The organism is Mordavella massiliensis (genome assembly GCF_016901695.1).
Lineage (GTDB): Bacteria > Bacillota > Clostridia > Lachnospirales > Lachnospiraceae > Claveliimonas > Claveliimonas massiliensis_A.
The window spans coordinates 25,533-38,204 of record NZ_JACJKS010000003.1 but is presented as its reverse complement, the minus strand read 5'-3'; the positions used below and the strand labels follow the sequence as shown (position 1 = coordinate 38,204).

General features: G+C 58.6%; 11 protein-coding genes and 2 tRNA genes. 4 read left to right on the top strand and 9 right to left on the bottom strand.

Annotation, left to right across the window (positions count from 1 at the left end):
• Positions 1-137 precede the first annotated feature (137 nt).
• Complete coding sequence (locus tag H6A20_RS02660) at positions 138-488, top strand: hypothetical protein (protein WP_204905619.1); 351 nt, start codon at positions 138-140, stop codon at positions 486-488.
• Between the two features lie 89 nt (positions 489-577).
• A complete protein-coding gene (locus tag H6A20_RS02655) occupies positions 578-1,834 on the top strand; it encodes an HlyC/CorC family transporter (RefSeq protein ID WP_204905618.1) in 1,257 nt (418 codons plus the stop codon).
• 44 nt (positions 1,835-1,878) lie between these two features.
• Here H6A20_RS02655 and pdxR read toward each other — a convergent pair whose 3' ends face one another.
• From pdxR to H6A20_RS02640, 3 genes are all read right to left on the bottom strand, one after another.
• Complete coding sequence (gene pdxR, locus H6A20_RS02650; protein WP_204905617.1) at positions 1,879-3,285, bottom strand: MocR-like pyridoxine biosynthesis transcription factor PdxR; 1,407 nt, start codon at positions 3,283-3,285, stop codon at positions 1,879-1,881.
• Positions 3,286-3,298: 13 nt separating this feature from the next.
• On the bottom strand, positions 3,299-4,966 hold the full coding sequence (locus H6A20_RS02645) for a glutamine--tRNA ligase/YqeY domain fusion protein (protein ID WP_204905616.1): 1,668 nt from the start codon (positions 4,964-4,966) through the stop codon (positions 3,299-3,301).
• 63 nt (positions 4,967-5,029) lie between these two features.
• Complete coding sequence (locus H6A20_RS02640) at positions 5,030-6,490, bottom strand: polysaccharide deacetylase family protein (protein ID WP_204905615.1); 1,461 nt, start codon at positions 6,488-6,490, stop codon at positions 5,030-5,032.
• Positions 6,491-6,703: 213 nt separating this feature from the next.
• On the opposite strand from H6A20_RS02640, the gene H6A20_RS02635 reads away from it, so the two are divergent.
• Together H6A20_RS02635 and H6A20_RS02630 are read left to right on the top strand one after the other, a co-directional pair.
• A tRNA-Thr gene (locus tag H6A20_RS02635) sits at positions 6,704-6,776 on the top strand.
• A gap of 7 nt (positions 6,777-6,783) precedes the next feature.
• A tRNA-Ala gene (locus H6A20_RS02630) sits at positions 6,784-6,856 on the top strand.
• Between the two features lie 110 nt (positions 6,857-6,966).
• On the opposite strand, the gene H6A20_RS02625 is transcribed toward H6A20_RS02630, so the two are convergent.
• From H6A20_RS02625 to cysE, 6 genes are all read right to left on the bottom strand, one after another.
• Complete coding sequence (locus H6A20_RS02625) at positions 6,967-8,283, bottom strand: hemolysin family protein (protein WP_204905614.1); 1,317 nt, start codon at positions 8,281-8,283, stop codon at positions 6,967-6,969.
• 301 nt (positions 8,284-8,584) lie between these two features.
• Positions 8,585-9,205 (bottom strand): sigma-70 family RNA polymerase sigma factor, encoded by a 621-nt coding sequence (locus H6A20_RS02620; protein ID WP_204905613.1) that lies wholly within the window; start codon positions 9,203-9,205, stop codon positions 8,585-8,587.
• A 25-nt stretch (positions 9,206-9,230) separates the two neighbouring features.
• A complete protein-coding gene (gene rlmB, locus H6A20_RS02615; RefSeq protein WP_204905612.1) occupies positions 9,231-9,992 on the bottom strand; it encodes a 23S rRNA (guanosine(2251)-2'-O)-methyltransferase RlmB in 762 nt (253 codons plus the stop codon).
• Complete coding sequence (locus H6A20_RS02610) at positions 9,989-10,474, bottom strand: Mini-ribonuclease 3 (RefSeq protein ID WP_204905611.1); 486 nt, start codon at positions 10,472-10,474, stop codon at positions 9,989-9,991. The genes rlmB and H6A20_RS02610 overlap by 4 nt, the downstream gene beginning before the upstream one ends.
• Positions 10,459-11,865: a cysteine--tRNA ligase gene (gene cysS / locus H6A20_RS02605; protein WP_204905610.1), complete on the bottom strand. Its 1,407-nt coding sequence runs from the start codon at positions 11,863-11,865 to the stop codon at positions 10,459-10,461. Before cysS ends, H6A20_RS02610 begins: the two co-directional genes overlap by 16 nt.
• Positions 11,852-12,565 carry a serine O-acetyltransferase gene (gene cysE / locus H6A20_RS02600; RefSeq protein ID WP_204905609.1) on the bottom strand — a complete coding sequence of 238 codons (714 nt, stop codon included), beginning with the start codon at positions 12,563-12,565 and terminating at the stop codon, positions 11,852-11,854. The genes cysS and cysE overlap by 14 nt, the downstream gene beginning before the upstream one ends.
• Positions 12,566-12,672: the final 107 nt, after the last annotated feature.

The window sequence follows — 12,672 nt, the reverse complement described above, 5'->3', positions numbered from 1 at the left end:
CACACTTTCCCGGCAGCCACAACCGGACCTGCATGCGGAATTTCGTCAGTATTTGCATATCCCCTCTTCCCTTTTTTGTGAAAAAGTATTACAATATAATTTATCATATATGCAGTCCGCAGAAAGGAGTCATAGTTATGGCAAAATGGATCAAACGTGTGCTCGGCCTGGCCGCTGTCGGAAGCGCCGCCGCCGGACTTTTCTATTATCTGAAAAAATCCTCTTCAGATGATGTGGATGACGATATGGATGCATTCGAGGATGAGGATTTCGACCTCGACAACGATTTAAAACCTGTAGGCGACCGGGAGTATGTCCCCCTCAACACCCCTGCAAAGGACGAAGAAGAAGCTGACTTAGCTGACTCTGCCGCAGAGGAAGCGCCCCAGGAGGCTGCCGCCGAAGAGGAGGCAAACGCGCAGGATCCCGCTGCCGGGGAGGCAGACGCGCAGGATCCCGCTGCCGAAGAGGCAGACGCGCAGGACTAGAAAGCCGCACAAAACAGACACGAACAGGGCGCCGGAATGGCCTTTCAGCCTTTCCGGTGCCTTCTTTCGGAAAGGAGTGAACCATTACTTTGGACTTTGCCAATCTATTTCAATTCGCCATACTGCTCGTTCTTCTCATGCTCTCAGCCTTCTTTTCATCGAACGAGACAGCTCTGACGACAGCCAACAAGATCCGGCTGCGCGCCCTCGCCGACGACGGGAACAAGCGGGCCGCCATGGTGCTGGATGTGACAGAGAACCACACTTCCAAGATGCTGAGCGCGATCCTGATCGGGAACAACATCGTCAACATCTCCGCTTCCTCCCTGTCAGCCACCCTCGCCTACGCCTTCGGCGGATACATGGTCAGCATCGCCACCGCGATCCTCACTGTTGCGATCCTCGTCTTCGGGGAGATCACGCCGAAGAATTACGCCACCATCAACGCGGAGAAGATCTCCCTTCGGTACATCGGCGTCATCCGGTTCTTCATGACCATCATGACGCCCGTGATCTTCATCATCAATCTCTTCTCCCGCGGGATCATGCGGCTGCTGCGCGTCGATCCGGACGCCGCCCGCAAGGGGATGACGGAGGAGGAGCTGCGCACCATCGTGGATGTGAGCCACGAGAGCGGCGTCATCGAATCCGGGGAAAAAGAGATGATCAACAATGTGTTCGATCTCGGGGACGCCAACGCGAAGGATATCATGGTGCCCCGGGTCCACGTGACCTTTGCCTCCGTGGACAGTTCCTACGAGGAGCTGATCCGCATTTTCCGGGAAGACAAGTTCACGCGCCTGCCCGTCTATGAGGACTCCCAGGACAACATCGTCGGCATCCTGAACATGAAAGACCTGCTCCTCTACGACCGGGATGCATCCTTCAACGTCCGCGACATCATGCGCACCCCGCACTTTACATACGAGTACAAGAGCATCTCGGAGCTGCTTGTGGAGATGCGCGAGTCCACCTTCAACATCGCCATCGTGCTGGATGAGTACGGCGAGCTGGCCGGCATCATCACGCTGGAGGACATTCTGGAGGAGATCGTGGGCGAGATCCACGACGAGTACGACGAGGCGGAGGACGAGCCGCTGCTTTGCATCTCCGACCGGGAGTACGTCATCGAGGGATCCATGAACCTGGACGACGTCAACGAGCGGCTTGGCACGGATCTTGCCTCCGAGGACTACGATTCCCTGGGCGGGTTTATCATCGGGCGGCTGGACCGCCTGCCCGAGGCCGGCGACGAGGTCGTCACGGAAGACGGCATCCGCCTCGTGGTGGATGCGCTGGAAAAGAACCGCATCGAAAAAGTACATGTATATCTTCCGGAAAAATAAAAAAAGAGCCGGGAAGAGAGAACGCCGCATGAGCCTCTCTCTTCTCAGCTCTTTTTCCATATCTTCTCCAGGATGGCGCATGCCTCCCGGATCTTCTCCTCCGGCATGTTGGCGTATCCCAGCAGGATGACCGCCTCCTTCTGCCTCTCCCCCACAACATAGTCGGACAGGCCGTACACACGTATGCCGTGGGCGGCTGCTGTCCCGATCAGCTCCTGCTCCGTCCTGCCGTCGGCGAAATGCAGAAGGAGGTGCACGCCCGCATTCTCCCCGGAGATGCGGCACTCCCCCGCCAGCCCCTTCAGTCCCGCGATGAGCTGGTCGTGCCTGCCCCGGTAGAGGGCGCGTGTCTTGTTGAGGTGGCGCTCGTAGTACCCCTCCTCGATGAAGCGGCACATGATGAGCTGGTCCACCTTGGACACGGTGGAACTGATGAAGCCCAGCTTCCTGTCGAAGGCCTCGCACAGCGGTTCCGGCAGGACCATGTAGCTCAGGCGGATAGCCGGCGCGATGGACTTGGAAAAGGTGCCGAGGTAGATGACCTTCCCCTTCGCGTCATATCCCTGCAGGGCCGGGATGGGTTTCCCCCTGTAGCGGAACTCGCTGTCATAGTCGTCCTCCACGATGTACCGGTCCTCCCTCTCCTGCGCCCAGCCAAGCAGCTCCATCCGCCTGCGGATCGGCATGACGATGCCGGTTGGATACTGGTGGGACGGGGTCACATAGGCGGTATCGGCCCCGGATGCGCGCAGGAGTTCCACCGCCATGCCCTTCCCGTCCATGGCGATGGGGCGCACGTCGCAGGACTGGCTGCGGAACAGGCGGTACGCCTGCTTGTAGGTGGGGTCTTCCACCGCGATCACCCGCCCCCGCCCCAGAAGCGAGCACAGAAGCATCAGAAGGTAATCGCTCCCTGCCCCCACGACCACCTGGTCCGGGCTGCAGTTTACGCCTCTGGCCTGGTAGAGGTAGCGGCAGATGGCGCTGCGGAACGCGTACTCCCCCTTCGGATCCCCCAGCCGGAAGAGCTCCGTCCTGTCGTCCGATAGCACCTCCCGGGAGAGCCTGCGCCACGCGTTGTAGGGGAAGCTGCGCAGATCCACGCCGCTTGGCGAGAAGTCGTACCGGAAGGCCGGCTTCCCTTTCTTCTCCTCTTTTCTCTCTTTGCTCCTGGCGGGAGCCGCCTCCAGATGCAGAAGGTCGTCCACCTGCGCCACAAAAAACCCCCGGCACGGCACCGACTCGATGTATCCCTCGGACAGGAGCTGCCCGTAGGCCAGCTCCACCGTGCTTCTGCTCACTTCCAGGTAACTGCAAAGAGACCGTGTGGAGGGAAGCTTTTCCCCGCACACGATCTTTCCTTCCCGTATATTCTCTTTGATGTAACTGTAGATCTGCTCGTACAGCGGCGTCCCGCTGTGCGTCTTCAGATGGATCGTCAGTTCATGCATCGCCTGTCATCCTCTACTTTGGAAGCTTAAAAGAACTCTTCAGGGAGACGATCCGGTTGAACACAAGCGCCTCCGGGCTGGAATCCTTCGCGTCAATGCAGAAGTACCCGTTCCGCACGAACTGGAAGCTGTCGTACGGCTTCGCGTCCCGGAAGCCCGGCTCCACATAGCAGTCTGTGCGGATCTCAAGGGAGTTCGGGTTCAGGTTCAGGGAACCGTCCTCCTTATTATATACGCCCTTCTCCTCATCGATCAGGTTCTCATAGAGGCGGACCTCCGCTTTCTGCGCGCAGGAGGCGGGCACCCAGTGGATCGTCCCCTTCACCTTTCTGCCGGTGAAGCCGGACCCCGCTTTTGTCTCCGGATCGTACGTGCAGTGCACCACCGTCACCCTGCCGTCCCCGTCGGTCTCATACCCTGTGCACTTGACAAAGTACGCATGCATCAGGCGCACCTCATTGCCCGGGAAGAGGCGGAAGTATTTCTTCGGCGGCTCGATCATGAAGTCGTCTCTCTCGATGTACAGCTCCCGCTCAAAGGGAAGCGTCCTGCTGCCAAGCTCCTCGTTCTCCAGGTTGTTGGCCACGTCAAGCTCCTCGCTCTCCCCCTCCGGGTAGTTGTCGATCACCAGCTTGATGGGATCCAGGACCGCCATCATGCGGGGCCGCTTCATCTTCAGATCCTCCCGGATGCAGTACTCCAGCATGGCGTAGTCCACAGAGCTCTGGCTCTTGGACACGCCGCACATGTCAACGAACATCTTGATGGATTCCGGCGTAAACCCTCTCCTTCTTAAGGCTGCGATGGACACAAGACGGGGGTCGTCCCACCCGTCCACGATCCCCTCCTGGACAAGCTTCTTGATGTAGCGCTTCCCTGTCACCACGTTGGTCAGGTACAGTTTGGCAAACTCGATCTGCCGGGGCGCGGGGTCAAATTCACACTCCCGCACAACCCAGTCGTAGAGGGGTCTGTGATCCTCAAATTCCAGCGTGCAGATGGAGTGGGTGATCTTCTCCACCGCATCTTCGATGGGATGGGCAAAATCGTACATCGGGTAGATGCACCATTTGTCGCCTGTATTGTGATGGGTCATGTGGGCCACCCGGTAGAGGATGGGATCCCGCATGTTGATGTTGGGGGACGCCATGTCGATCCTGGCGCGCAGGACCTTCTCCCCGTCCTTGTACAGCCCGTTCTTCATGCCCTCAAAGAGCGCCAGGTTCTCCTCCACGGACCGGTCCCTGTAAGGGCTGTTCCTGCCCGGCTCCGTAAGGGTGCCCCGGTACTCCCGGATCTGGTCCGGGCTTAAGTCGCAGACGTAGGCCTTGCCCTTGCGGATGAGCTTCAGGGCGCACTCGTACATGATGTCAAAATAATCGGACGCAAAGTAGAGATGCTCGCCGTACTCTGCGCCAAGCCACTCCACATCCGCCTTGATGGACTCCACGAACTCCGTGTCCTCCTTGGTGGGGTTCGTATCGTCAAAACGCAGGTGGAAGGTGCCGCCGTACTTCTGTGCAAGCCCGTAATTTAAAAGGATGGACTTGGCGTGGCCGATGTGCAGATAGCCGTTCGGCTCCGGCGGGAACCGGGTGCACACCCGGTCGTACACGCCCTCGCGCAGGTCCTTATCTATCTCCTGTTCGATAAAATTTTTAGAAACCGTCTCTTCTCCCATAACAACCTCCTGATATTCTCTGGTCATAAAAAATATCTTACCACACTTCCCGGCGGCCGGCAATCAGAAATCCGTGTAGCTCTTCCCGTTCGCCAGGGTCACATTCTTCGCCGCCGCCAGCTCCGACACAGTCACAAGCTGATACCCTGCCTCCTGCAGTTTCGGGATGAGGGCAATCGCCGCGTCCACGGACTCCGTATGTATGTCGTGCATGAGGATGATATCTCCGTCGCTCACGGAATTCATGACCGTGTCGATGGTCTTCTGGGCGTTCCTCGTCTTCCAGTCCAGCGTGTCGATATTCCACAGGATCATGGGCAGGCCGACGTTTTCCGACACGGCGCTGTTGATGGCGCCGTAGGGCGGCCGCATGACCGTGGCGCCGTTCCCCGCCGCCGCCCGGATGGCGTCGTTGGTCTTCTGGATCTGGGAGGAGATGCCGGCCCCGTCCAGCCGGGTCAGCTCCGGGTGATCGAAGGAGTGGTTCCCCAGCTCACAGCCGATCTCCTTCATCCGGCGCACCGTGTCCGGATAGGAGGGCACCTTCTGCCCCAGCATGAAAAAGGTGGCGTGGGCCTGATGCTTCTCCAGCTGGTCCAGAAGCTCCCCTGTCCGGCTTCCGGGCCCGTCGTCAAAGGTGAGGGCCACCATGGGACGGGACGGATCTACCTGGCTCTCCTTCACGGACACAAGCCGTCCCTCCCCGTCAAAGGAGTACAGGGAAAGGCCCATGTACACATCCCCGGTGGCCATACGCCCGCTCCCGTCAAAGTAGTACCTGTTCCCGTCCATATCCTGCCAGCCTGTGACCGCGCGTCCGTCTGCGCCAAGGTAATAGCGGCCGTCGGTCCCGTCCTTCCACAGGCCGGTCTCCATGGCCCCGCTCTCGTCAAAGCAGTACTTCCCGTCCGCCAGGTCGCGCCAGCCCACGGCCTTGTTCCCCTCCGCGTCAAAATAGTACTTTTTCTGCCTGTATGTGACAAAGTCATCCGTCACATAGCTTCCGTCGTATCTGCGGAACCGGTCCCCGTCCCAGTCTCCCGTGCGGTTCTTCACTGTGACCTGGCCGTCCCGGATCACAAGATCCACCTTCCCGGCCCATTTCCCCTGCAGCTTGTCCGCCAGCTCCCCGGTAAGCCGGATCTCGACAGGGTATGTGCCCTCCATGCGGCTGTCCGCCTCGCAGTGCAGGGTGATCCCCTCCCCGCTTCGCAGGCGCCGCACCAGATCCGCAGCCGTCGTCTTATCCCCGCCATCCAGCCGGATCCTCCCGTTGCGGTCCTCCGTCCCGGAACTGACATCCACAAGAAGCGGCGGGAGCGCATCTCCCTCGTAGATCTCGTGGTTTCCCGTGGCGATCTCGATCCTCGCCTTCTGCCCGAAGCCGGTCAGATAGAGGAAGGATGCCGCCGCCCCGGCGCAGACCGCCAGCACGGCAAACGCAAGGCCGATCCACAGCCCGGCCCTTCTTTTTCCGCTCTTCTTTCTCCCCCGTCTCCTGTGCGCTTTTTCTCCCCGTTTCATGGTCTTTCTCCCCTTGCTTTTCTCTTCCGACAAAGTATACCCTATTTCGACAGTGGAGACAAGGAGTGTAAAAGACTCTTAAGAATTATAAACAAATTCTTAACATACTTTTTCGTATTCCGGGCATCTGCCTTTTTCCGAAAAAAACATTGACAAACACATCATTATATTGTATATTAATCACGTTGCATACAAAAAGCACATTTTTCATATGCTGCCTTGGCTCAGTCGGTAGAGCGTCGCCTTGGTAAGGCGGAGGTCGGCGGTTCAAGTCCGCTAGGCAGCTTTTTCATGGGGCATTAGCGCAGTTGGGAGCGCGCCACACTGGCAGTGTGGAGGTCACGGGTTCAAGTCCCGTATGCTCCATTTTTTTGACCAATTTAATCGTAGCAATTCTACATTTAAGAAAAGACGATAAGTAAGCCGCCCTGCATCCTGGCAGATAGGGCGGCTTACATTCTGTAACTGTTCTGTTGTTATTCCTTCTCTTCCTCCGGCGTCTCCTTCTTCCGGACAAAAGCCTCCAGGATCCTGTGGTTCTCCACGCCTGTCACGCGGATCTCCAGATCTTCCGTGTCGCAGATGAAGCTCTCGCCATCCTCCGGGATGCGGTCGATCACACTGCAGATATAACCGCCAAACGTATCGTAGTCCTGCGCCGGGAGTTCCACTTTCAGTTCCTCGGCCACGTCCTCCACGCCCGCGCCTCCCTGGATCAGCCACTGTCCGTCTTCCAGACGCACGATGTCCTCCGGCTCCTCCTCTTCGTCCGCGTCGTAGAGATCGCCCACCAGCGACTCGATCAGGTCGTGAAGAGTGATCAGGCCGCTGACGCCGCCGTACTCGTCCACGAGCACCGCGAAGTAGATCCTCTTCTCCTTCATGCTCTGGAACAGGGTGTTCGCCTTCATGCTCTCAGGCACAAAGTATGCCTTCTCCACGGCGTGTGCCAGGATGTTGTCCCGGCTTCTGTCCTCCAGGCGGAAGTAGTCCTTCGTGTCCAGGATCCCCACAATGTCCTCCTGGTTCTCATTGCAGATCGGGTAGTGGGTGTGCCTTGTCTTGTGGATCGTCTCCTCCCAGTCCTTCATACCGTCTTCCAGGTACAGGCAGTCCATATCCACCCTGTGGGTGCAGATCTGCTCTACCGAGATGTCGTCGAACTCAAAGACGTTGCGGATCATCTCGCTCTCCTCCGCATCGATGTTGCCCTGGGCATTCCCCTCCATGAGGAGCATGCGGATCTCCTCCTCCGTCACCTGCTCGTCCTCTTCCTCCGGGTTGATGCCCATGAGGCGCAGCACCCCGTTGGTGGACTTGGTGAGCAGGAACACGAGAGGCGCAAACACCTTGGATACGCCGTACAGAAGGCCTGACAGAAGCAGGGAGAGTTCCTCCGACTTCTTCATGGCGATCCGCTTCGGAACGAGCTCGCCGAACACCAGGCTGAAGTACGCCAGGATCATCGTGATGAGCACAAGGGCTGCGGTCTTGACAACCCGCTCCGGCACAGGCACGCCCATGCTGACGATCCAGCCGGCCAGCGGGCCGGAAAAGCTGTCCGCCGCAAAGGCGCTCCCCAACTGCCCGGCCAGGGTGATGGCCACCTGGATGGTGGAGAGAAATTTCGCCGGCTGCTCTGTCAGCGTATAGAGGTGGCGGGCCCTCCGGTCCCCGTCCTCCGCCATTTTCCTGAGTTTCGTCTCGTTCATGGAGATCACGGCGATCTCCGCGCTTGCAAATACTGCGTTCAAAAAGATCAGTACTACCTGTAAGATCAATGGTCCTACCATTTCTGTTTTATCCTCCTGCTAATTCTTATTCCGTAATATCGACAAAAGGGTATAGACCGCAGGCCATGCGCTTCTACGCGCACGCCCGCAGCCTATACCCTTATCTATTCATGATATTACATGGAGTCACTTCAAGCTGTGCACCCTCTGCCGCACATACGGATATCCTGTCGTATGTACAGGTTTCAGTGTCACTGTCATCGTCCATGTATATGATCACACCTTTCTCTTTTAACTGCCTCAGTTATGTTCCTTAAAGACAACTGATTGCTAAATAAAATATCACACTTTCGATGATCTGTCAATCTCTGTTGTTCTCATCCTGCAGGATCTTCTCCGCCTTGGCCCGGATCCTCTGGATGGCGTTGTCCACCGTCTTCGGGCTCCGGTCAAGGAGGCTGGCGATCGTCCGGTAGTCCGTCCCCCTCAGGTGAAGGTAGAGCACCCGCTTCTCCAGGCTGCTCAGGCTCTCCTCCAGCTCTTCCTCCATCCGCCTTGCATTGTCCTTGCTGAGGAATGCCTGCTCCGGGTCGCTCTCGCACCCCGCTTCCATCGTATCCAGCAGGCTGCCTCCCCCCTCCCGGTCCTCCTTCTCATAAAAGGAGACATAGGAGTTTAAGGGGCTGTGCTTTTTCCTCCGGGACGCCTCAATGGCGCTGTAGAGCTGCCTTGTGACGCAGAGCCTGGCAAACGTGCCGAAGGAAGCCTCCTGGGCGGCATCGTAGTCCCGGACCGCCTTAAAGAGGCCGATCATCCCCTCCTGGATCAGGTCGTCGTTCTCCCCGCCGAGAAGGTACATGGCTTTGGCTTCCTTCCGGACCATCCCCTTGTACTTCTCCATCAGGTAGTCCGTGATATCCTCCTCGCCCGCGCGGAGCTGGCGGATCAGTTGTTCATCTGTCATCTGCGCATAGTCTGCCACAATCCTTCTCCTCCCGCTCCGGTTCCTACTTCTGTTTCCCCAGCCTCTGGCGCACGATCTCGTAAGAGAGGACGCCGGCCGCCACAGAGGCGTTCAGGGAGTCGATATCCCCGCGCATGGGGATGGATGCCGTAAAGTCGCAGTTCTCCTTCACAAGCCTTCCCACGCCCTCTCCCTCGTTTCCGATCACAAGCCCGATGGGGCCTGTCAGGTTCAGGTCATACATCACTTTCCCGCCCATGTCCGCGCACACGAACCAGAGTCCCTTTTCTTTCAGGTCCTGCATGGTCTTCACCAGGTTCGTCACCCGGGCTACCGGCGTGTAGCTGAGGGCGCCCGCCGAGGTGCGGGCCACGGTGGCTGTCAGCCCCACCGCCCGCCGCTTGGGGATGATGACGCCGTGCGCGCCCGCCAGGTTGGCTGTGCGGATGATGGCCCCCAGGTTGTGGGGATCCTCCACATTGTCCAAAAGGAGCAGGAACGGGTCCTCCCCCTTCTGCCTGGCCAGCTCCAGCATATCCTCCACCTGGGCGTACTCCCAGGCCGCCGCCTGCGCGATGACGCCCTGGTGATGGCCTGTCTGGCTCATCTGGTTCAGGCGCTCCCTGGCAACGAACTGGATGAGCGTGTCATGCTTCCCGGCCTCCCTTATGATGGTCTGCACCGGTCCGTCCTTGCAGCCGTCCTGCACATAGAGCCTGTCCACCGGGCGCCCGGCGCGCAGGGCCTCCAGCACTGCGTTCCGGCCCTCGATCACTGTCTCGTTTCTTTCTATATCTGCACTCATTCTTCTTCCTCTTCCTTCTCCGGGGCGCCTTCTTCCAGGCTGGCAAGCCCCGTCTTTATAAGGAACAGCATCCGCTCCCACTGTCTCTCCAGGTAGAGATACCCCATCAGGGCCTCGAATCCGGTGGCCCGGCGGTAGTCTGTCACGGACTGGTTCCTGGCCGGCGACACGCTCTTGGCATTTCTGCCCCTTTTGTAGACCGCGTGTTCCTCCTCGGTCAGCATCTCCTGCAGCGTGCGCATCATCCGGGACTGGGCGGATGCCTGCACGAGGGAGCTGGTCATCCGGTGCAGCGCGTTCACCGGACGGTTCCCCTGATTGATGACCAGCGTCTTGATGACCAGGTCATAGATACTGTCTCCGATATAGGCGAGCGTGAGGGGGGAATACTCCCTCGCATCCGCCTGCCGCAGCCCGAGCACGCGCTCCATGCACTCCTCAAACCGGGCCCCGGAGTCTTTTTCCTCTATGCTCTTTTCCATTTTACTCCTTCCCTTGTATCCTCAAGGATGATGCCCCTGGCTGCGAGTTCGTCCCGGATCTCGTCCGCGCGGGCAAAATTCTTCGCCTTTCTGGCTGCCTGCCGCTCTTCGATCAGGGCCTCGATATCCGCATCCAGCATCTCCTCTTCCTTCACAACGATAAGCCCAAGCACGTCGCAGAGCTTCTCGAGCACTGCCAGAAGGCCGCCCGCATACCGGGCGGAGCTCTTTGCTCCGGCGGTGGTGTTGCAGTATTTCACAAGCTCAAAGACTGCCGCGATGGCGTCCGCTGTGTTGAAGTCGTCGTCCATGGCCGCCTCGAAGGCTTTCACATACTCCTCCGTTTTAGCCAGATCCTCCGTCTCCTGCGCGGACATCTCTTCTGTCTTTGCATTTTCCTGCAGGAATTTCAGGTTCTGGGCCGCGTTTACGATCCGCTCCAGCCCGTTCCTGGAAGCCTCCATCAGGTCTGCGCTGAAGTTCAGCGGGCTTCTGTAGTGGGCGCTGAGCATGAAGAAGCGCAGCACCTGCAGGTCGTACTGCTCGCTGATCTCCCGCACGGTGCGGAAGTTCCCGAGGGATTTGCTCATCTTGTGGTTGTCAATGTTAAGGAATGCATTGTGCATCCAGTACTTTGCAAACTCTTTGCCGTTGGCCGCCTCGCTCTGGGCGATCTCATTCTCGTGGTGGGGGAACACAAGGTCCTCGCCGCCGGCGTGGATGTCGATCTGCTCGCCCAGGTACTTCCTGGACATGACGGAGCACTCGATGTGCCAGCCCGGCCGGCCGTCGCTCCAGGGTGATTTCCAGGAGGGCTCCCCTTCTTTCCTGGGCTTCCAGAGCACGAAATCCAGCGGATCCTCCTTCTCGTCCTCGCCGCTTACAAGGAGCGCCCGGTTGCCGGAGCGCAGGTCGTCCAGATTTTTGTGGGACAGTTTGCCGTAGTCCTTAAACTGTCTTGTGCGGAAGTAGACAGTGCCGTTCTTCTCATAGGCATAGCCCTTGTCGATGAGCGTCTGGATCATCTCCACCATGCCGCAGATCTCCTCCGTGGCGAGCGGGTGCTTTGTGGCCGGCTTTACATTCATGCCCTCCATATCCTTCTTGCACTCGGCGATGTAGCGCCTGGAGATCTCGTCGGCGGAGACGCCCTCCTCGATGGCCTTGCGGATGATCTTGTCGTCCACGTCCGTGAAGTTGGACACATAGTTCACATCGTAGCCTTTGTACTCAAAATATCTGCGCACCGTGTCGAACACGATCATGGGCCTCGCGTTGCCGATGTGGATCAGGTTGTAGACCGTGGGGCCGCAGACATACATCTTTACCTTGCCAGGCTCCAGGGGTACGAATTCTTCTTTTCTCTTTGACATTGTGTTAAACAGTTTCATGTTGCTCCTCCTTATTCTCTTCGATCTCTATCGTATCTTCCTTCTCCATGCACTTCATGTGCCTCTCCAGCTCTTTGATCTCCCGGCGGAGACGGAGATTGTCGTTTTGCAGCTGACGGATGTCGTTGCTCACCGGATCCGGCAGGTGCACCTGGTCCAGCTCCTCCCTCGGGATCCGCTGGTCGCCCATCTTCACGATGCGCCCCGGCACGCCCACCACGGTACAGTTGGGCGGCACGGGCCTGAGCACGACGGCGCCGGCCCCGATCTTGGCGTTCTCCCCGATGGTAAAGGAGCCGAGGATCTTGGCTCCTGCGCTCACCATGACATTATCTTTCAGCGTGGGGTGCCGCTTTCCTTTTTCCTTGCCCGTTCCTCCCAGCGTCACGCCCTGGTAGAGGGTCACGTTGTTGCCGATCACGGTCGTCTCGCCGATGATGACCCCGGTTCCGTGATCGATGAAAAGCCCCCTGCCGATCCGGGCGCCGGGATGGATCTCTATGCCGGTCTTCCTGGCGGCCCGCTGGGACACCCACCTGGCCAGGAAGTAGTGCTTCTTCCGGTACAGCCTGTGGGCCACCCGGTAGCTTAAGATCACCCGGAAGCTCGGGTAGAGGAACACCTCCAGATTGGATTTGATGGCCGGGTCACGCTCCCGGATCACCTGGATCTCCTCGCGGATATAGCTGACGATTCCCATACCTGTCTTTCCTTTCCTTACAATAAAAAACGCCCCTTACTTCTGTAAGAGACGAATCTGATCCGTGGTTCCACTCCTGTTGAAAACCGCCCGCGGCGTCCAAAAAA